A 20895-nucleotide genomic window follows, 5' to 3' on the forward strand; every position below is an offset into this window, starting at 1 on the left:
ACACTGTTTAAAAAAACAGTATAATTAATATTATCTGTAAATAAAACCGTTTATCACTACCCAAGTATCATTTATGAGCCTTACTGATAGCTTGCATTATTACAACTATTTAATATTACCTTGGTTACAATAAATAGAATGGATTCACTGTGAGTAAGAAGATTTTGGTTGTTGAGGATAGTCTGACGTTTCGTAACTATCTCGAGCAGTTACTAACGCAAGCTGGCTATCAAGTTTTCAGCGCTGAGAATATGGTTCAGGCTCAGGCGATTTTGGCAGTAGAGCCTGAGTTTCTTTGCTGCATTCTCGACTACTGCCTACCCGATAGTAGTGATGGTGAGATGATCGAGTTAGCACTTACTTACCAACATAAAGCCATTGTCCTAACCGCACTTATCAACCCCGAACTGCGTGAGGAGCTCCTCACTAAAGGGGTGGTCGATTACTTAGTCAAAGACAGCACAGCATCTGTCGCTTACCTGCTACCGCTAGTACAACGTCTAGAGAAAAACCAGCGCCACAAGTGTCTTGTTGTGGATGATTCACAAACGGTGCGCAATCACGTCGTACAACTGCTCGACCGTCAGTACATTCCTGCGGTTCAAGCTGAAAATGGTAAGCAAGCGCTTACCTTATTGGAAAATAATCCAAGCATTACCTTTGTCATCACTGATCATGATATGCCCGAGAAAGATGGAATTACTATGACCCGAGAAATTCGCCAGTCATGGAATAAAAACCAACTCGCGATTTTAGGCTTATCGGCTTCTGAAGATCCGACACTTACTGCATTGTTTCTCAAAGCCGGTGCCAATGATTTTCTCAATAAGCCTTTCCACCCTGAAGAGTTTTATTGCCGCGTGCATCAGATCCTTGATATGAAAGAAACCAGCAACAAACTCTATCGAATGGCTAACCAAGATGCATTAACTGGCTTGTGGAATCGTCGCTACCTGTTCAATCAAGCCTGTAATGGTTGCCAAGAGCGAAATATCGCGATGTTGGATATCGATCACTTTAAGCAAGTTAACGATAACTATGGTCACGATGGCGGCGATGCCGCACTGGTTACCATCGCTAAGATATTACAGCTCTATTTCCCGAATGATCTCGTGGCCCGCTTTGGTGGGGAAGAATTCTGTATTCAAACTTGCTCTGATTTCGTTGCCTTTGCCGAGCAGTTGGAAAAGTTACGTCGACGAATAGAGAAAACCACAATTTATCACAATGATATCGAGATTAAGGTAACCATTAGTATTGGCGTTGCCAGTGCGCAAACCACTCTTGATGAGCAAATTAAACTGGCTGATGATCGTCTCTACCTAGCCAAAGAAAATGGACGTAACCTCGTCGTCACGCAATAATCTTTCATCATAATAAAACCGGCTAGCAAGCCGGTTTTATTTTTTCAGTGTCGATATCAATCACACACGTTAAGCGGTGCGATTTTTCCCTACCCTATAAAAATTCTGGTAATGAGCGTAAAAGTGTATCTCTGGTGATAAAAATGCAAATTCCTCTTAGAAGAATTCTCGCTCTGTTGCAGTTATTCGTTACTCGCCTTGTATTTCAATATAGCAACTGATACTGATATGCAACTCTTATTATTATCATTAGAACAATGCAAAGGAATGATGCCATGATGTTCGCCCCACCAAAGCGTTTACTAGCGCTCTCACCCATCGCTTTACTTACCGCTTGTGCGGCACCAGTCAAGGATACAACTCCAACCAATCCAACCGTTGTCGTCAAAGCAAAGTACTCAATGGAAGGACTCTTCCTACCGGATGGTAAAGGGCAAGCAAATACTTACACTCGTAGCGACCGCCGTCATTTACATCGAGATTTCGAAAGTGATAGCTTCTTGAGTTCATTCACCAATTCTGATATCAGCAATATCTATCGCCTTGACCGCAACTTACTTTGGGAACTGAATCATAGTAGTGAAACTTACCGTGAATGCGCCATATCTGGATGTACTACGTTTGCATTCCCAGAGCAGCAGGAAGAAGAGGAAGAGCTCCAATCCTACGAGGAAATTGACTGTAATGTCGCTCTCAAAAAGAACGAATTCAAAGTGGAGTCGACTGGGCAACAGCGTGTTATTTCTGGTATGAAGGCGAATGAATACGCCGTCACATGGCATATCATTCAAGAAGACAAAAATAAGCAACAAGATCAAACGCTATTTAAAATCAACGTTTGGACAACAGCGCCCAACAGTGAAATAAATCAGGCTTGGGCCGTACATGAAGAAGCAACAGATCGTTACTTAAATGCCGTCGGTGAAAATAACCCCCTCGTACGCCTATTGGGCCGTGATGGTTATAAAGCGATCAGCGCTTTCACTGGTGACATAGAGCAGAGCGAGCAGAAATCGAGTAATGCGATTCTTGCCAAACTGCAGAACATTAAAGGCTACCCACTCAGCTCAAAAATGGAGATCTTTGCTCAGTTCAAAGCCTGTAAAGAAGAGCGCCGCCAAGCTTCTCGCACCCAATTAGATTTTAGCAACGGGCTTGATGGGCTCACCGACTCAGCCACATCTCTACTCGGAGATTTGGTCAACGAAAAAGTGGAAGACCAAGTTCAAGAGTGGCAAAAAGATGCATTAGTACGCCATATCTATGAAGTAACTTCAGTAAGCGAGGAAGGTGTGCGTGATAGCAAGTTTGAGGTTCCAGCGAATTACCGATTATCGGATCGTCAGTAATCACTAAATTCTGGCCATCAGAAAAGAGTTTGGCCATTCTTATTAATTAAAGTCGCCGATAACGTCGTTACTAATTGGAATAGCTCGTTACAAGCGTTTTTGATTACGTAATTCTCTAAACTCTCACTTACCCTGACGAGTATTCACCGCTAAAGGTGTATATCCTTAGCATGGATAAAAAAAGACCCCGAATGAATTCGGGGTCTTTCTTTATTAAACAGATCATGCGATGCGATCTTTTTCCCACGCCGCGAGTTTCTCAGCTCTTGCCGCTGCACGCGCTTCGCGTTTTTTACGCGCGTCACATGGCTCAGGACAATTGCACACTTTTTCAATGCCCACGGCACCTAAACCACCACAACTGCCTTTCACGACTTTCTTCTGGAAAATATAACCAACCGCCATAGCAGCAATTACCGCCATGAAAACACCAAAAGTAATTAAAAATGTACTCATATTGATACGCCCACTTAGCTCATTATTTATTGATAAATGGTTTGTAAGCTTCTGAAGCCAGTTCTTTAAAACCATCTTTAGTTTTCACAATCATGAAAACTGGAATGTTGTTGTCGTTAGCGATTTGCATACCACGCTCTTCACCCAGCACCATTAAGCCAGTCGCTAACCCGTCAGCCGTCATAGAAGACTTGTCGAGTACTGTCACCGACACCACTTTGTGATTAATTGGCTTACCAGTTTGCGGGTCGATAATATGTGAGTATCGCACACCATCACTTTCAAAGTAATTACGGTAATCGCCACTGGTTGCAACCGCCATATCACCGGGCTCGATAATCTCTTGAATACCACGAGAATCAACCGTTGGTTTCTCAATCGCGATACGCCAAGCAACTCCCTCACGATTTAGCCCTTTAAGGCGCATCTCACCGCCCACTTCAACCATGTAGTTTTGAATACCTTCCGCTTGTAGATAGTTTGCAACGACATCCACACCCCAGCCTTTGGCAATGGTGGAAAGATCCACATAGAGGTTCGGGATATCTTTCGTTAGCTGGGTACCATCGACAGAAAGATGCTCAATACCAATATTGGCGCGACGCGCAGCCAGCTCTTCATCACTAGGTACGACATCAGGGCGCGCTTCTGGACCAAAGCCCCATAAGTTCACTAAAGGACCAACCGTAACATCCAGTGCACCAAGAGTAAGACCGTTCAAGCGAATCGCTTCTTTCACTACCGTCGCGGTTTGCGGCGAAACCGTAAACGGTTCAGCGGATTGATGCTGATTAAAACGGCTAAGCTCAGAGTCTTGGCGGTAAGTTGACATCTGGTCGTTTACTTCTTCAAGTAAACGGTCAACTTCAGTCTGGATCGCTTCTGGAGCAGGCAGACCATCTTGCTCAATGTATTTGATGTTGTAAGTGGTCCCCATGGTTGGACCGCTTAAATGAATCTGCTCAACTGGTTTCTCGCAACCAGCTAAAACGAATAGGGAAGCAAATGCAACAAGCCACTTTTTCACTTGTTTACTCCTATCTCAATAAAGAAAACATAAGAAAGCTATGACTGAAAAAACACTGAAAACACCAGTTGCTATTCATCAGCTCTCTTATATTCACTAGAACCATAAAATTATGGCTGACAAAAACGTCAGCCATCTTATACATCTTTGGTGAATCACCCATTTCAAATGATTTGTCGTTGTGGCTAGGCAGTAGTGCCGACTTATCGCTATGAGCATAGATAACTATGTGATTAGCGTAAGTTGACACTACTAACAACGCCACGGCGTCAAATCAGAAGAAATTAGCCACCGAAGTCATCTAGAAGAATGTTCTCATCCTCTACACCTAGATCTTTCAGCATGCCGATAACCGCTGCGTTCATCATAGGTGGACCACACATGTAGTATTCACAATCTTCTGGCGCTTCGTGATCACGTAGGTAGTTTTCATAAAGCACGTTATGGATGAAGCCTGTGTAACCATCCCAGTTATCTTCTGGTAGTGGATCAGACAGTGCACAGTGCCATACGAAGTTATCGTTCTCTGCCGCTAGGCCATCGAAATCTTCTACGTAGAACATTTCACGCTTAGAACGCGCACCGTACCAGAAAGACATCTTACGCTTAGAGTGTAGACGTTTTAGCTGGTCGAAAATGTGCGAACGCATTGGCGCCATACCTGCACCACCACCAACGAATACCATCTCGTTATCCGTGTCTTTGGCAAAGAACTCACCAAATGGACCAGAAATTGTACACTTGTCGCCTTCTTTAAGAGACCAGATGAACGATGACATGATGCCAGGTGCTACGTCTGGGTTGTTCGGCGGCGGAGTTGCGATACGAACGTTCAGCATGATGATGCCGTGCTCTTCTGGGTAGTTAGCCATAGAGTATGCACGAATCGTTTCTTCGTTCACTTTAGACTCGTAACGGAACAGGTTGAACTTGTCCCAGTCTTCACGATATTCCTCAGGAACGTCGAAATCTGCGTATTTCACGTGGTGAGCTGGCGCTTCAATCTGGATGTAACCACCAGCACGGAAAGGTACTGATTCGCCATCTGGAATTTGTAGCTTAAGCTCTTTGATGAATGTTGCTTTGTTATCGTTAGAGATAACTGTACATTCCCACTTCTTCACGCCGAAGATTTCTTCAGGAAGCTCGATGTCCATGTCAGTTTTCATTGCAACTTGACATGCTAGACGCTCACCTTCACGCGCTTCACCTTTAGTAATGTGGTCAAGCTCGGTTGGTAGGATGTCGCCACCACCTGATTTAACTTTTACGCGACACTGACCACATGAGCCACCGCCACCACAAGCAGAAGATACGAATACGCCTGCACCCGCGAGTGCAGTCAGTAGCTTGCCGCCTGGTTGTGTAACGATCGCCAGATTAGGATCATCGTTCACAGAAATTGTAATGTCACCTGTTGGTACTAGCTTAGATTTAGCGAAAAGAATCACTAAAACTAGCGCCAGTATAATCAGGGTAAACATCACTACACCAAAAATAATAGTAGACATTAACTATTCCTTATTTGCTGCGGTTTACCCGACTTACAGTTGAACACCAGAGAAAGACATAAAGCCCAACGCCATTAGACCTACAGTAATAAACGTGATACCTAGACCACGCAGACCTGGAGGAACGTCAGAGTACTTCATTTTCTCACGGATACCTGCAAGAGCTACGATAGCGAGCATCCAACCCACACCTGAACCGAAACCGTAAACAACAGATTCAGCAAAGTTGTAGTCACGTTGTACCATGAAAGATACACCACCGAAGATTGCACAGTTTACTGTGATCAGCGGTAGGAAGATGCCTAGCGCGTTGTACAGAGGTGGGAAGAAACGGTCTAGAACCATCTCTAGGATCTGTACAAGTGCAGCGATTACACCGATAAAGGTGATGAAGTTTAGGAAGCTAAGGTCTACGCCCTCAACTAACGCATTCTCTTTCAGTACAAGGTTGTACACTAGGTTGTTTACCGGTACAGCGATAGTCAGTACTACCACAACCGCAACACCTAGACCGAAAGAGGTCTTTACTTTCTTAGATACCGCAAGGAATGTACACATACCTAGGAAGAAAGACAGTGCCATGTTTTCGATGAAAATCGATTTAACTAACAGACTGATGTAATGTTCCATGACGCCCTTACTCCTTCGCTTCTACTTGTTCTGGTTTCAGAATGCGGATTACCCAGATTAGGAAGCCGATCAGGAAGAATGCAGATGGTGCTAGTAGCATTAGACCGTTAGGTTGGTACCAACCACCATTGCTCACTAGAGGTAGCACTTCCATACCGAACAATTTGCCTGAGCCGAATAGTTCACGGAAGAAACCAACAGTGATTAGAACGAAACCGTAACCAAGACCGTTACCAAGACCATCGATAAATGATGGGAATGGAGCAGACTTCATCGCGAACGCTTCAGCACGACCCATTACGATACAGTTGGTAATGATAAGGCCAACGAATACAGATAGCTGCTTAGAGATATCGTATAGGTAAGCTTTCAATACTTGGTCTACCACGATTACTAGAGATGCGATGATCGCCATTTGAACGATGATACGCACACTGTTAGGAATGTGGTTACGGATTAGCGAAACAAATAAGTTTGAGAATGCAGTAACGAACATTACCGCAATCGTCATAACGAATGCTGTCTCTAGTTTGGTTGTTACTGCAAGAGCAGAACATACACCAAGAACTTGTAGCGCGATTGGGTTGTTATCCAACACCGGCGCCATAATGCTCTTTTTAATGTTTTGTGCACTAGACATTAGTTCAGACCTCCGTCACGAACTTTTGCTAGGAACGGACCAAAGCCCATATCGCCTAACCAGAAGTCGAATGTACCCTGAACACCGTTACCAGTCAGTGTTGCGCCTGATAGGCCATCAACACCGTGCTCAGAACCTGCTGGTGCGCCACCTTTAACAATCTTAATTGCTGGTTTGTGGTTTTCGTCGAATAGTTTCTTACCAACGAATTGTGCGCGCCAAGATGGGTTCTCAACTTCACCACCAAGTCCAGGAGTTTCACCCTGCTCGTAGTAAGTGATACCGTCAATAGTGTTACCGTCAGTTTGAACAGCCACGAAAGCGTACATCATTGACCATAGACCCGTACCGTGTACTGGGATGATCACTTTAGACACTTCGTCACCTTGTTTAACTAGGTAAACAATACCTACGTCAGCACGACGAAGGATCTTCGCTTTGTCTTGTTCAGCCGTTAACTTGATTGAGTGAGTTGGCTCTTTCGCAGCTTTACGCTGGTCGTAGTTTGCCGCGGTCAAACCATCTTCAGTTTTCTCAACGAAGTTACCAGTTTTAAAGTCTACTAGACGAGGCTCAATGTACTCTGCAAATAGCTCAGGAACTTTCTTGCCATCGGCTTGAATACCTGCAACTTCAACGATTTTCGATTGTTTATCTAGAATCGCGTTTGCTTTTTGTTGGCCACGTAGAGCGACTGCCGCTGTTGATACAACGATTGAGCACACTAAGCTCAATGCGATAACAACAAACAGCGTCTTTTTAATGCTATCGTTATTACTTGCCATAGCGTGCTAGTCTCCGCTTGATGTTCTTCTCGATGACTACATGGTCGAACAAAGGTGCAAATAGGTTCGCGAATAGAATCGCCAGCATCATACCTTCTGGGTACGCTGGGTTAACTACACGGATCATCACACACATTGCACCAATCAAAATACCGTACCACCACTTACCTGAGTTAGTGAATGATGCTGATACTGGGTCGGTTGCCATGAAGAACATACCGAATGCGAAGCCACCTAGAACTAGGTGCCAATGCCAAGGCATGCTAAACATTGCATTTGAATCAGAACCGATAACGTTGAACAGCGTCGCTGTAGCAATCATACCGATCATCACACCCGCAATAATGCGCCATGAAGCGATTCGCATGTAAACGATCATTGCCGCACCAATCATAAGTGCTAGCGTTGATACTTCACCAATTGAACCTGGGATGTTACCGATGAACGCGTCCATCCAAGTAATTGGAGCACCAGTGATGTTGTTGATCAGCGCACCGTTACCACCTTGAGCCCATTGGCTTAGTGCTGTTGCACCAGAGAAGCCATCAGCTGCAGTCCATACTAGGTCACCTGAAATCTGTGCTGGGTAAGCAAAGAATAGGAAAGCACGGCCAGCAAGCGCTGGGTTAAGGAAGTTACGACCTGTACCACCGAAGATCTCTTTAGCAACAACAACACCAAAGGTAATACCTAGTGCTGCTTGCCATAGAGGTAGCGTTGGCGGAACAATCAATGCGAATAGAATCGAAGTAACAAAGAAACCTTCGTTTACTTCGTGCTTACGCACCATACAGAACAGCACTTCCCAGAAACCACCCACAAGGAATACAGTGGCATAAATTGGTAGGAAGTATGTCGCACCAAGAATCATCTTGCTGCCAACACCTGCATCAGCCGCAATCGTGCCGCCTAGCATCTCTGTTAACCAGTAGTGCCAGTTACCTGCTACTACTGCCGCTAGTTGCTCACCAGCGTACATGTGGTTAAGTGCTGCGATAGCTTGGCCACCCGCGTTGTACATACCCCAGAACATTGCTGGGAATACCGCGAACCAAACCATGATCATGATACGTTTTAAGTCAACGCTATCACGAACGTGCGAGCTTTTTTGTGTCACTAGGCCAGGAGTGTAGAAAACTGTTGCTACAGCTTCGTACAGGGCAAACCATTTTTCATGCTTACCGCCTGGCTCAAAGTGATGCTCGATGTCTTCAAGAAACTTTTTAAGAGCCATGAAAATTACCCTTCCTTCTCAATCTTGTCTAAGCACTCACGAAGTAACATGCCGTACTCGTATTTGCCTGGACATACAAAGGTACACAAAGCTAGATCTTCTTCATCCAGTTCTAGAGCACCCAGCGCTTGAGCACTGTCTGTGTCACCAGCACATAGATCGCGAAGTAGCAATGTCGGCTCCATATCTAATGGCATTACACGCTCGTAACTGCCGATTGGAACCATTGAGCGGTCACTACCGTTGGTCGTAGTTGTCATATTGAACAACTGACCTTTAAATAGGTGACCTAGGAAAGATTTCGTAACCGAGAACTTGTTTTTACCAGGCATAGCCCAGCCAAGCAGTTCTTTCTCACGACCTTCACGTAATACCGAAACTTGTTGATGGTAACGACCTAGGTACGCGTGTGGACCAATAGCATGAGTACCAGTTAGTACTGAGCCAGAAATCACACGAACTTCACCAGGCATTAACTCGTTGTCAGTCAACTCTTCCAGGCTCGCACCAATGATTGTGCGAATTAGACGTGGTTTGTTCACCACTGGACCTGCTAGAGAGATAACACGCTCAACAGATAGCTCACCAGTTAGGAACAACTTACCGAACGCAATCACGTCTTGGTAGTTGATGCTCCACGCCACATTGTTTGCATTTACTGGGTATAGGAAATGCATGTGGGTACCAGCAAGACCTGCTGGGTGAGGACCGTCAAACACGTGTTCTTCAACATTTGACTGAGAAGAACGAGGAAGGCTTGAGCCAGATTTACAAACGTAAACCTTGTCTTCCGTTAGGGCTGAAAGGACGTCAAGACCAGCGACAAACGCTTCTTTCTCTTCGTTGATAATCAACTCAGGCTGAGCTGCAAGAGGATTAGTATCCATTGCAGTCACAAAAATAGCCTTAGTAGAAGAAGCAACAGCTGGTACCTTGCTAAACGGACGAGTACGTAAAGCTGTCCAAAGACCTGAATCAATTAGCTGAGTTTTGATCGTTTCACGATCTAGACCTGCTAGTTGACCAGCTTCAAACTTGTCGAAAGTAACCTGTTCGTCACCTGCAGCTTCAATCACTACTGATTGAAGTACACGTTTCGCACCACGGTTAACTTCGATAACTTTACCGCTGATTGGCGAAGTAAATTTAACGCCTGGGTTCTTCTTATCTTCAAAAAGAACTTGAGCTTTCTTTACTTCGTCACCTACGCGGACATGCATAGTAGGACGCATGCCAACGTACTCTTCGCCAAGCAAGGCGACTTTCTTGATGGATTTACCATCATTAATCACCTGGGTAGGAGTTCCTGCGATAGGAAGGTCCAGACCCTTCTTTATTGTAATCATACGCACTTGCACTACTTTATCGGGAAAAAGATTCTTTAATTGCGTAACTTTTAGACACGACATCAGTGTCCGGTTCTGGTGCGTTCGTAGCACCAAAATCGCAACATCCTATTAAAACTCTCGTCACATATAATAAGCGAGATTCATCAGGGGCGATAGTCTATCATCAATTAGGAATATGATGCCATGACCAATGGGGGGGATAGTGCGAATAAATGTTAGGAATTGAGTTTAAAAGGTTAAAGAATAGTCATAACTTTGAAGTGTCGCACATCGTGACAAAACTCTAATCTGCCTGAAAAGTAATGATAATTAACACAATGAAACAAAATGTGTTAATTTGTCGTAATTCTTTTTATGTTTCCACATTGTTAATGGCTTTATAAATCGCCAACAAAAAAAAAGCAGCTTTCGCTGCCTCCTTATACTTACTTATCGCCACCCAAACACATCGGACTATGTGGCGCTTGTTGCACCTCGCTCCATTCTTGCGGCGTGTAAGTATGGATAGCTAGGGCATGGATATGATTGGCTAATTCATTCGCTAATGTTTGATTCACCAAACGATGTCTCGCAATCAAACGTAAGCCTTCAAATTGTTCGCTGACCACTATCACTTTGAAATGACTTTCCGAGCCCGGCGCAACGTTGTGCATAAAGCTTTCATTAATGACATCAAGATGAGTTGGGGTGAGTTGTTGGTGTAGTTTGGTTTTAATCGTCTCTTCCATCATGATAAAACTCCACTTCCTATTAACAGTATGACTATTTATTTATGTTATTTGCGCATCTTAGACTGCGAGTGAGTAAATCTAAAGGTTTTAGTTTCCACTTCCTTCCTCATCTGCGACAATTTCACTTAACTTAACATCCATCAAGCGTTCCATTTATGAAAACTGAGCTTACCCTCTTCGACCGCACTTTCTCTCTTTTTCGTTATCCTGTTAGAAACAATGAAACCCTGCAAGCATGGGACGCTGGCGATGAATACCTGATTTCTCACGTTGAAGAGATGGCGTTGGGTGAACCCAAGAACATTCTGATTTTGAATGACAGCTTCGGTGCACTAAGCTGCTGGTTTTCCACTGAACATAATGTCACAGTGCTCAGCGACTCCCATATTGCTCACCAAGCGATTAAGCATAACCTCGCGCACAATCATTGTCGCAGTGTGACATTGGTTGATAGTTTGCATTCTCTGCCTAAAAACATCGATTTGGTGTTAATGCAGATCCCTCGTAATAACCGCTTTTTAACTTGGCAACTTAGCCAACTTCGTCAGGTGCTAGCGCCAAACGTTGCCGTTATCGCGGTCAACAAAGCAAAAGAGATTCATTCATCAACACTAAAGCTTTTCGAGAAATACCTTGGTGAAACGAAAACTTCTCTAGCTTGGAAAAAACACCGACTGGTATTTAGCTTTGCCAATTGTCCACAGCCAACAAGTGTTGAACCATTTACAACCTGGATGGTGGATGAACACGGCATAACACTAAAAAACCTACCTAACGTCTACTCTGGTGAAAGCCTAGATCAAGGTGCGCGTTTTATGCTTGATCACCTCCCAACACGAGAGCAATACGTTAAAGCAATCGATTTAGGCTGCGGTAATGGTGTTCTATCGGTCAAACTGGCACAACAAAATCCACAATTACAAATTACTTGTGTCGACGAAAGCTTCATGGCAGTCGCGTCAGCTAAACAAAATTTACTGGATAACGTTGGCTCTGAACGAGATTTACGTTTTGTTGACAATAACTGTCTGGATGGTTTTACTGCTGGCGAGTATGATTTGGTGGTTTGTAATCCCCCTTTCCACCAGCAGCAAGCAGTTACTGACCACATTGCGTGGCAGATGTTCTGTGATGCAAAGCATGTTCTACAAACTGGCGGGCAATTATTAGTTATCGGTAATCGCCACCTCGGATACGATGTAAAGCTAAAACGTCTGTTTGGTAAATCAAACGTCAGCTTAGTTGCATCAAATAAGAAATTTGTGATTTTACAAGCAACTAGGTAGTCATTTATTATCGACTTAAACCTGAGCTTTTCAGCGAATTAGAAAAGGAAATGACAATGAGAAAACTGGTTCTAGCCGCGTCAATCGCACTGTTAACTGCTTGTTCTGCGCCACAACAAGCGCAACTTAACTTCGCCCCTCGCGCGGAATTGAGCAATAGCAATATCGTTAATGGCAGTACTTTTACGCTAACCAGTAAGGATGTACGCTCTGCGCAATATGTTGCGCTCGTTGACAGTGGTCGCTCTAACATCGAGCCAATTCATGCAAGACAAAACGTACGTGTAACGTTAGAAAATGCGCTACTTGAGCAATTTCAATCTCAAGGTTTCCGCAGTTCAGTAAACAGTGAAAACTCCGTTGAGATCCAAGTTCAAGAGCTTCTTGTATCAGTAAAGCACTCTGTAATGGAAAACGAAATGGATGCAAGACTGGTTCTGGAACTGACTGCTGAAACACCACAAGGAAAACTCGTAAAAACCTATACGGGTAGTGCTGAACGTACAGGCGCTTTAAGTGCATCTGATGAAGAAATCGAGCAAGTACTCAATGATGTTGCTAACTTAGTCCTACGTGAAGTGGCGAACGACCGTGAACTGCAAAGCTACATGCAGGAGCGTTTCTAATGTGGAAATACGCCATCGCGTGTGCTGCATTAGTATCAAGTGTTGCTTTTGCTGGTCCCAAAGTAGAGATGGAAACGAATTTAGGGTCTTTTGTGATTGAGTTAAACCAAGAGCAAGCGCCCGTTTCAGTCACTAACTTTCTTAGATATGTCGACGACGGTAGCTACGTTGGCACTCAGTTTCATCGAGTAATTCCTGGGTTTATGGCTCAAGGTGGCGGCTTCGATAAAAATATGAATCGCGCACCAACTTACCCACCAATTAGCAATGAAGCGAATAATGGTTTAGATAACGATACCGCGACAATTGCAATGGCTCGAACCAATGATCCAAACTCAGCGACTCGCCAATTCTTTATCAATTTGGTTGATAATGATTTTCTAAACTACAACTCACGTCCACCAGGTTACGCTGTATTTGGTGAAGTGGTTGAGGGTTTTGATGTTGTACAACAAATGGCCAAGAAGCCAACGCATTCCGTTGGCCGCTATCGTGATGTACCGGTAGAGCCTATCATCATTGAAAAAGTAACTATTCTCGAGTAGTCCGCAAGGCTCCCACTCAAGCTGGGAGCCTTTTTGTTTTTTATACTTCTACACAAGGATTCGTTATGGCGAATGCGTCTCTATCATGGGTCGAAACTGTACGCAGTTACCTTGATAAACGCTTGCTCTGGGTCTTTATGCTCGGCTGCTCTAGTGGTTTTCCTTGGGTCTTAATCGGCTCAAATATGTCAGGCTGGCTTAAGGACGCTGGTTTGACTCGCGCCGCTATCGGCTATTTTGGTAGTGTTTTTGCGGTTTATGCAATCAACTTTCTTTGGGCGCCTCTAGTTGATCGCGTCAAACTACCAATTCTCAATCACTACTTAGGCCAGAGACGCAGTTGGATCTTTCTCTGCCAGTCAGTCGTTTTGGTCTGCACACTGCTTATCGCTGGGGTTGATCCAGCCAAAAGCTTGATGATGACATCAATGTTAGCGCTTTGTATCGCTTTAGCATCTGCGACACAAGACATTGCGATTGACGCGTACCGTATTGATACCTTCCCAAAATCAGAGTCATCTAAGCTACCTCAAGCGTCGGCAATGGCCGTGATTGGTTGGTGGACTGGCTACTCAGTTCCCGGATATCTTGCTTTCATCAATGCTGACAGTATCGGCTGGAATGGGGTTTACTACGGCATGGCAGCAATTGTCGGCCTATTAATGCTGTTTACCCTACTGGTAAGTGAGCCAAAGACAAAACGGGATCAACTGCAAGCAGAAGCGGAACAGAGACACAGTGCAGTGATCAAAAACCCTGTTATTGCTTGGCTAAGTGTCACCGTATTGGAACCTTTTATCGACTTCTTTAAACGTAATGGCACTAGAGTCGCTTTGACCCTACTACTGTTCGTTTTTCTATTTAAGATTGGCGAAGCATTCCTTGGCCGTATGTCGATTACTTTCTATAAAGAAATTGGCTTTAGCAACGAGCAGATTGGTTACTATTCCAAATTGATTGGTTGGGGACTAACCATGTTGTTTACCCTAATTGGCAGCATGGTGAATGTGAAATTCGGTATTGTTCGCGGTCTAATGATTGGCGGCATCGCCATGGCGGCAAGTAATTTGATGTTCGCTTGGATTGCTAAAGTGGGGCCTAATGAACAAATCTTCCTTGCAACCTTGGTGGTCGATAACTTTACTTCCGCATTTTCAACCGTTGCATTTGTCTCGTTCTTAACGGTAGTAACCGGACAAGCATTCTCGGCAACCCAATATGCCCTGCTGGCATCATTAGGTAACTTCGGTCGAACGACACTTGCCTCGTTCAGTGGTGAATTAGTCGACTTTCTCGATGACTGGTCAATGTTCTTTATCCTGACGGCACTGATGGTGATCCCAAGCTTAATCATGCTTTACTCATTGCGTCATTACTTTAACGATATGCTAGAGCGGGCAAGCAAGAACCACGAGTAACGCCGCGCAAGGGCTAACTAACAAAGAAAAAGGTCGCAATTGCGACCTTTTTTACTCATGAGAAACGGCTATGGGTAGAGCCCTTTACCGAACAAGTTGAACACACGAGCGACACCTTGAGTAAACAACAGTGGTTCTGTTAGCACTGTGAGGCACAAGCAATCTTCACCTTTCTTTGTAAATGGGCTGTGCTTCACCGAGGCGTCTTTCAGCATGTAATCACCGACTTCGTAATGGCCGTCCTCATCACTGAATCCGCCATGCAAAACCAACGTTGACTCCAATCCCTTGTGAGTATGTTGAGGTATTTGCACGTCTTCGCTGATGTAGAGCAGGTTAATTCGAGCTTCTTCACCTAAAGCGATTTCAGCACTGAACACTTTCCCACCATAACTTTTCCACTCACCGATTTCGTCAACAAAACGACTGAGAGACAAAGGTAACTTGAATTGCTTATCCTTAAGTTTAATGGTGCGATTTTTCCTATTGAACTTGAAAGGTTCTGGGTCTTCTTCAAGCGCGACAATTTTGTCTAACATTGCCGAAAAATCATCGTCAATACTTGTATCAGCGGAACACAGTAACTCCCCAGCTTGCTCTTCGTACTGTGCACACAACTTTTGACACTGAGGGCAAATCTCCACATGGGTCGCAATCGCAAAACTGTTAGCGGCGTCCAACTCGCCTTCTACATAAGCGCGCAACATTTTTTCACTTGGGTGATAACTCATAATTGCTCCGCCTCTATTTCGTTACGTAATTTCTCAACCGCTAAGCGCAAACGCGACTTCACGGTCCCCAATGGTATATCAAACATGTCTGCAACCTGTTGATGGGGTAACTCTTCTAAATAAACCGCCTGGACCACTTTCCTCTGCGCCTCGGGAAGAATTTCCAAGAACTTGAGCACCTGTTCTTTCAACATCTCATGTTCCGGAGCGTAATGTTCGACTAAGTCAGGCGGTAAAAAATCTGAAGGCCAAATATCATCAGCCAGTACGTGTGCTTCCCGACCTTTCTGCTTGCGCAGCAAGTCAAAGCAGAGGTTACGGGCTATCGTATAGACCCAAGTAGAAAGTGAACTCTTGCTGCCGTCAAACAGAGCGCATTTTTGCCAAACGGTCGCCATCGTTTCTTGGACAAGCTCAATCGCGACCTGTTCGTTGCCCATGTGCTTGTAGGCGAATTGCTTTAAGCGCGGTGAGAAGTGATTAAAAATCAGAGCGAACGCCTTCTTATCACGACTTTTTACTTGCTCCATACACTCTGTCCAGTCAGCACGAGAGAATGCACTTGTATCTTGTATGCTCATTTACCACATCCTTGGAGTTGCGATATCGACGTTTGTACGAGCGACATTAAAAATGGATCACTCTTTCTCTATCGCGGCAGTTAGGAAACGCATCGCTTCCGAGCAGTCATCTTGCTGGACTAAATAATCAAATTGTTTCAAATTCACCGGGAGTAACTCAAGCCAACGCTGGCTCACCCACGATGCATCATCAAAGAAACATTGATCATAAAGCTCCCCAATTTGCGGAAACTGCGAGTAGACCTTTTGTAATTGTAGACTGATATAGTTTTGATCTTCAGGGAGGCATTTCACATCCCAGCTTGGTAAATAGTCCACTTTGGCAAAACGTAAGCCGTCAGACTCGACACGTACTCGCTTAGTGTAGAAACGCTTAATACCAACAACCGTAATACCGAGCAGCCCATCAGGCATTGATTCAAAATCGACAATCTTGACTAACGATCCATTGAGAGAAAGGTCACCACTGGGATGACGTTCATCTCGCTCGTATAAACAAATTCCAAATGTTCCATCACCTTTGCTCGCCTCTGTGACCAAGCGTTTGTAGCGCGGCTCAAAAATTCTCAGTCGCATTTTCCCTTCAGGCAACACCACAGAGCCGAGCGGAAAAAGCATAATCTCTGACATGATAGTTCCCATTTTTTTTGATTCAGTTATCAATACGGGATCATGCTCATAATCGATCATTCACTGATCATGTTGGTAGTTTGATAGCGCTTAAAAAACCAGTCAACCGATTGCGTAAACGATACCTAGCTCAAATTTTCTGCAAGAAAATGAAAAGTTCCTTGGCGACTTGGTATTTTGGTAACAACTGTGATCTATATCTCCCTAAATTTATATTTTTGCTGCAACAGCCACTTTCATTTGAGACAAATATCAATATTATTCACCACCGAAAGCAGGCACAGCAACAGTTGTGCAACAAGAATATAATCATCATGTTTCACACAAAAGAGAGTTCACTTATGCGTAAATCACTTTTAGCTCTTGGCGTTGTAGCAGCAGTTTCAGCAGTGCCGGCACAAGCAGAATACCTGTATGGATTTGGTAGCATGTACCTAGATTACCAAAAATGGGATCACGGCTTCGGTAACGATGATTCTAACTTTGGTCAAGAAATCTCTGAACGTAACCAAGCGGTTATCGGTATCGAAGGTGGTGCTGTATTCGATTGGGGTCAAATCTACGGTTTCTACGACTACGAAGGTGTTGATCGTGCAGGTGACAACCGTGGTGCATCACTAAAAGGTACTATCCACTACAACCTAACTGATTCAGGCATCAGTCTTTACGCTCAAGTGTACAACACAGACAAAGATAAAGGTCCGACTCTACACGAACAAAACCGAGTACTTGGTCTTGGTTATACAGGACTAAAAGGTGATGGTTGGGGCTTCACACCATTTATTGGTTTCCACCAAGTGAACACTGAAGCAAACAGTGAGGGCGTTGCAATTTCTGGCTCTAACGGCGGTATGTTTGGTTACGTGGGTTACTACAATACTGACATCGCTGGTCAAAACTTCACTTTCTCAACTTGGAATGAACTGGAATTTGCACGTAACGACGAGTATGCAGCTGTTCAAAGTACAGACTTCGCATCGGGTGTGGGTTCAGAAAGCTGGGGTCTAAACGGTAGCTTGAATGCAATGTGGAATGTCACTGACCATATCTCTACTGGTGTTCTTTACCGCTACACTGTCAACAAACTAGCACGTAAAGATTACCAAGATATCCTGATCTACCGTGTTCAGTACAACTTCTAAACCAAGTTAGACAAGCAGTACAAATTGAATTTTGCCTAAAAGGCACCTTCGGGTGCCTTTTTTATTTGCTTTCCCAACCTATGCCATTATCCTCTGCAACAGTGTTAAGTTAAGTTCAATAGCATCGTATGAATATAAGTATTGTGGGTCCGGGAGCAATAGGTTCCTTGTGGGCAAGTTATCTACATGATGCCGGGCATCGTGTCTGTTTATGGAGCCGTCAAAATACAGCGACATTGGCCATTCAGCGAGATGACTATCCTTCGCTGCTATTGATGAACAATGATCCTCAGGCCTTACAACAGTCAGATATCATATTAGTCACTCTCAAAGCGCCTTTGGTTGAAAGGGTTTTAACCAACATTCGGCATCATATCGCCCCTGAAGCGGTTGTGATCCTCATGCATAACGGCATGGGGACGGCTGACAAAATAAAGACATTAATGCCCGAGAATCCGCTGGTATTGGCAACCACTACGCACGGTGCTTATCGCAAGGCTGCAAACCATGTTCTACATACAGGACAAGGAAAAACACTATTAGGTGCTGCAAACCACAAAGCCAAGCAATGCGAATTTTTAGTCGATGTTTTTAATCACGCGCTTGCTGAAGTTGCTTGGCACGACGAAATCGAACATGCGCTATGGAACAAACTCGCTATCAATTGCGCGATAAATCCACTCACCGCGATCCATCAAATCCGCAATGGCGAGCTCACGCGCACGGAGTTCCGCGACCAACTACAATCAATAATCAGTGAAGTTTGCCGCGTGATGCAAGCAGAAGGCGTTGATGCGATTGAAACGAATCTAGCCGTTATGGTTGATCAAGTTATTCACGCCACCAGCAACAACTTTTCCTCAATGGAGCAAGATATTGCCCATCAACGTGCTAGCGAGATAGACTTTATTACAGGCTATCTACTGAAGTGCGCAAATAAGCACAAAATAGGCGTGCCAACCAACCAAGCCTTATTTCAGGCGATTAAACAAATTGAACAACGCTGGTAACGAGGTCAGAAAACGATGAATAAAAAAGTGCTAGTACCCATTGCCACAGGTACAGAAGAGATGGAAGCGGTGACGATCATCGACATCATGGTTCGAGCCGGCTATGACGTCGTCGTCGCTAGTGCGGAATCCGATGGTAGGCTAACCATGAAAGCCTCGCGTGGTGTCACACTAACAGCCGACTGCCGCTTGGTCGATATCGCTGATGATGAGTTTGATGCGGTGATCTTACCCGGTGGCGTTGGTGGTTCCGAAGTATTTCGCGACAGCACCGTTTTAGTCGAAATCGTTCGCCAACAGATGTATGAAGGTAAATTAGTTGCCGCTATTTGCGCAGCGCCCGCTTTAGTGCTTGCCCATCACAACCTTTATCCAGATGCGCTAATGACATGTCACCCAAGCTTTGAAAGCCACATCCCGGCTAAAAACTGGCGCGTTAAACGCGTTACTTATGATGTAAGCCACAATCTGCTCACTAGCCAAGGCCCTGGCACGGCACTTGAATTCGCCGTAGAAGTCATTATTCGTTTATCAGGCAAAGCTCATGCTTGGACAGTCGCTGAGCCTATGGTGACGATTCCAACCCTTCATTACCACGAAATAGGTGAAGCATAATGCTTGAAGTTGCTTCTATTCGCGGCCAGTTTCCTGCACTAAACCAAGATGTGAATAATCAATCTTTGGTCTATCTCGACAGCGCTGCGACAACACAAAAACCACAAATTGTCATTGATGCTATCACTCAATATTACAGCGCACAAAATGCGAACGTACATCGTGGTAGTCATAGCCTAACAGCCAAGGCAACCAGTCAGTTTGAAGCAGCTCGAAGCACAGTCGCACAATTTATCAATGCATCAAGCGAAAAAGAGATCATTTGGACACGCGGAGCAACCGAAGCGCTCAACCTTATCGCGCAAACATACGCGCGTAATACGCTACAAGCCGGTGATGAAATCTTGGTTGGCGAGATGGAACATCACGCGAATATCGTACCTTGGCAGATTGTCGCAGAGCAAGTCGGAGCAAAAATTGTGAAAGCGCCAATGACGCTAGATTGCCAACTTGATAGCGTCGAGTTTTCCAAACTACTAAGCGAAAAAACCAAAATTGTCGCCCTTGCTCATACCACCAATGTCACTGGCACTCGCCAAGCAATTGAAAGCTTGATTGAGCTTGCTCATAACGCAGGTGCTGTTGTTGTAATTGATGCAGCACAAGGGATTGTGCATGAAGCTATCGATGTTCAAACGTTAAATGCAGACTTTTTAGTCTTCTCAGGGCACAAAATTTTTGCCCCTGCCGGAATTGGCGTGCTTTACGGTAAGCTGGGACTACTGGAGGCAATGCCGCCGTGGCACGGTGGTGGCAAAATGGTGGAAAAGGTCTCGTTTAGTGGCACCACCTACAGCCAATTACCAGGCAAGTTTGAAGCAGGCACGCCAAATGTTGCCGGCGCTATCGCATTAGCGACAGCAATTGAATGGTACCAACAATTCGATCGCAGCCGTGTTGAACAGCATATTCATCACTTAGCCGAACAAACTTATCAAGCCCTGCTTCAATATGATGATGTACGTGTAATTGGCTATCAAGCTAATGCCTCAGTGCTCTCATTTGTCGTCGACGGTGTCCACCACCAAGATTTGGCTACCTTGCTCGATCAGCAAGGTATCGCGGTTCGTTCTGGTCATCACTGCGCCCATCCGCTAATGGATGCTCTTGGCATCACGGGGACTATTCGCATTTCTTATGCGATTTACAATGATGAACAAGATGTTGCCCGTGTACTACAAGCAATAGATAAGTGTTTAGATATGCTTTAGGCCGAGTGCCAATGCCAAATAAAC

General features: G+C 44.7%; 22 protein-coding genes. 10 read left to right on the plus strand and 12 right to left on the minus strand.

Going from position 1 to position 20895, the window contains the following annotated elements:
- The first annotated feature begins 149 nt into the window (after positions 1-149).
- Both IRQ95_RS13985 and IRQ95_RS13990 read left to right on the plus strand, forming a co-directional pair.
- Positions 150-1364 carry a diguanylate cyclase gene (locus IRQ95_RS13985; protein WP_194437510.1) on the plus strand — a complete coding sequence of 405 codons (1215 nt, stop codon included), beginning with the start codon at positions 150-152 and terminating at the stop codon, positions 1362-1364.
- A gap of 275 nt (positions 1365-1639) precedes the next feature.
- Positions 1640-2713, plus strand: coding sequence for a hypothetical protein (locus tag IRQ95_RS13990; protein WP_194437511.1), 1074 nt, complete (start codon positions 1640-1642; stop codon positions 2711-2713).
- A gap of 222 nt (positions 2714-2935) precedes the next feature.
- Here the strand turns inward: IRQ95_RS13990 and nqrM are convergent, their stop codons facing one another.
- From nqrM to IRQ95_RS14035, 9 genes are all read right to left on the minus strand, one after another.
- Positions 2936-3169, minus strand: coding sequence for a (Na+)-NQR maturation NqrM (gene nqrM, locus IRQ95_RS13995; protein WP_005592795.1), 234 nt, complete (start codon positions 3167-3169; stop codon positions 2936-2938).
- 22 nt (positions 3170-3191) lie between these two features.
- Entirely contained in the window at positions 3192-4196 is a 1005-nt protein-coding gene (locus tag IRQ95_RS14000) for an FAD:protein FMN transferase (protein WP_194437512.1), read from the minus strand.
- Between the two features lie 284 nt (positions 4197-4480).
- Positions 4481-5707 carry an NADH:ubiquinone reductase (Na(+)-transporting) subunit F gene (gene nqrF / locus IRQ95_RS14005; protein ID WP_194437513.1) on the minus strand — a complete coding sequence of 409 codons (1227 nt, stop codon included), beginning with the start codon at positions 5705-5707 and terminating at the stop codon, positions 4481-4483.
- Positions 5708-5740: 33 nt separating this feature from the next.
- Entirely contained in the window at positions 5741-6337 is a 597-nt protein-coding gene (nqrE, locus tag IRQ95_RS14010) for an NADH:ubiquinone reductase (Na(+)-transporting) subunit E (RefSeq protein ID WP_005436652.1), read from the minus strand.
- A 7-nt stretch (positions 6338-6344) separates the two neighbouring features.
- Positions 6345-6977 (minus strand): NADH:ubiquinone reductase (Na(+)-transporting) subunit D, encoded by a 633-nt coding sequence (locus IRQ95_RS14015; RefSeq protein ID WP_114766519.1) that lies wholly within the window; start codon positions 6975-6977, stop codon positions 6345-6347.
- A complete protein-coding gene (locus IRQ95_RS14020; RefSeq protein WP_194437514.1) occupies positions 6977-7762 on the minus strand; it encodes a Na(+)-translocating NADH-quinone reductase subunit C in 786 nt (261 codons plus the stop codon). Before IRQ95_RS14020 ends, IRQ95_RS14015 begins: the two co-directional genes overlap by 1 nt.
- Positions 7752-8996, minus strand: coding sequence for an NADH:ubiquinone reductase (Na(+)-transporting) subunit B (locus IRQ95_RS14025; RefSeq protein WP_075647661.1), 1245 nt, complete (start codon positions 8994-8996; stop codon positions 7752-7754). The genes IRQ95_RS14020 and IRQ95_RS14025 overlap by 11 nt, the downstream gene beginning before the upstream one ends.
- A 5-nt stretch (positions 8997-9001) precedes the next feature.
- The gene (locus IRQ95_RS14030) at positions 9002-10342 is read right to left on the minus strand and encodes a Na(+)-translocating NADH-quinone reductase subunit A (RefSeq protein WP_194437515.1); all 1341 of its coding nucleotides are present in this window, start codon (positions 10340-10342) and stop codon (positions 9002-9004) included.
- Positions 10343-10770: 428 nt separating this feature from the next.
- On the minus strand, positions 10771-11076 hold the full coding sequence (locus tag IRQ95_RS14035) for a BolA family protein (RefSeq protein ID WP_194437516.1): 306 nt from the start codon (positions 11074-11076) through the stop codon (positions 10771-10773).
- A gap of 155 nt (positions 11077-11231) precedes the next feature.
- On the opposite strand from IRQ95_RS14035, the gene IRQ95_RS14040 reads away from it, so the two are divergent.
- From IRQ95_RS14040 to IRQ95_RS14055, 4 genes are all read left to right on the plus strand, one after another.
- The gene (locus IRQ95_RS14040) at positions 11232-12362 is read left to right on the plus strand and encodes a methyltransferase (RefSeq protein ID WP_194437517.1); all 1131 of its coding nucleotides are present in this window, start codon (positions 11232-11234) and stop codon (positions 12360-12362) included.
- Between the two features lie 56 nt (positions 12363-12418).
- A complete protein-coding gene (locus tag IRQ95_RS14045) occupies positions 12419-12988 on the plus strand; it encodes a YajG family lipoprotein (RefSeq protein ID WP_194437518.1) in 570 nt (189 codons plus the stop codon).
- Positions 12988-13533, plus strand: a complete 546-nt coding sequence (locus IRQ95_RS14050) for a peptidylprolyl isomerase (protein ID WP_194437519.1) — start codon at positions 12988-12990, stop codon at positions 13531-13533. Before IRQ95_RS14045 ends, IRQ95_RS14050 begins: the two co-directional genes overlap by 1 nt.
- 65 nt (positions 13534-13598) lie before the next feature.
- Complete coding sequence (locus IRQ95_RS14055) at positions 13599-14951, plus strand: AmpG family muropeptide MFS transporter (RefSeq protein WP_194437520.1); 1353 nt, start codon at positions 13599-13601, stop codon at positions 14949-14951.
- 68 nt (positions 14952-15019) lie between these two features.
- Here IRQ95_RS14055 and IRQ95_RS14060 read toward each other — a convergent pair whose 3' ends face one another.
- The 3 genes from IRQ95_RS14060 to IRQ95_RS14070 are packed head-to-tail and all read right to left on the minus strand — an operon-like array spanning position 15020 to position 16893.
- Entirely contained in the window at positions 15020-15682 is a 663-nt protein-coding gene (locus tag IRQ95_RS14060; RefSeq protein ID WP_194437521.1) for a ChrR family anti-sigma-E factor, read from the minus strand.
- Positions 15679-16263 carry an RNA polymerase sigma factor gene (locus IRQ95_RS14065; protein WP_194437522.1) on the minus strand — a complete coding sequence of 195 codons (585 nt, stop codon included), beginning with the start codon at positions 16261-16263 and terminating at the stop codon, positions 15679-15681. The genes IRQ95_RS14060 and IRQ95_RS14065 overlap by 4 nt, the downstream gene beginning before the upstream one ends.
- 57 nt (positions 16264-16320) lie before the next feature.
- A complete protein-coding gene (locus IRQ95_RS14070) occupies positions 16321-16893 on the minus strand; it encodes an LON peptidase substrate-binding domain-containing protein (RefSeq protein WP_194437523.1) in 573 nt (190 codons plus the stop codon).
- 341 nt (positions 16894-17234) lie between these two features.
- Here IRQ95_RS14070 and IRQ95_RS14075 point away from each other — a divergent pair, with 341 nt between their 5' ends.
- The 4 genes from IRQ95_RS14075 to csdA all read left to right on the plus strand — a co-directional run bounded on the left by IRQ95_RS14075 (position 17235) and on the right by csdA (position 20871).
- Positions 17235-18035 carry an outer membrane protein OmpK gene (locus IRQ95_RS14075; protein ID WP_194437524.1) on the plus strand — a complete coding sequence of 267 codons (801 nt, stop codon included), beginning with the start codon at positions 17235-17237 and terminating at the stop codon, positions 18033-18035.
- 128 nt (positions 18036-18163) lie between these two features.
- Positions 18164-19045: a 2-dehydropantoate 2-reductase gene (gene panE, locus IRQ95_RS14080; RefSeq protein ID WP_194437525.1), complete on the plus strand. Its 882-nt coding sequence runs from the start codon at positions 18164-18166 to the stop codon at positions 19043-19045.
- A gap of 15 nt (positions 19046-19060) precedes the next feature.
- Positions 19061-19660 (plus strand): DJ-1 family glyoxalase III, encoded by a 600-nt coding sequence (locus IRQ95_RS14085; protein ID WP_194437526.1) that lies wholly within the window; start codon positions 19061-19063, stop codon positions 19658-19660.
- Positions 19660-20871 (plus strand): cysteine desulfurase CsdA, encoded by a 1212-nt coding sequence (csdA, locus tag IRQ95_RS14090; protein ID WP_194437527.1) that lies wholly within the window; start codon positions 19660-19662, stop codon positions 20869-20871. The genes IRQ95_RS14085 and csdA overlap by 1 nt, the downstream gene beginning before the upstream one ends.
- The last annotated feature ends 24 nt before the right edge of the window (positions 20872-20895 follow it).

The sequence above is a fragment of the Vibrio fluminensis genome (genome assembly GCF_015278125.1).
GTDB lineage: Bacteria > Pseudomonadota > Gammaproteobacteria > Enterobacterales > Vibrionaceae > Vibrio > Vibrio fluminensis.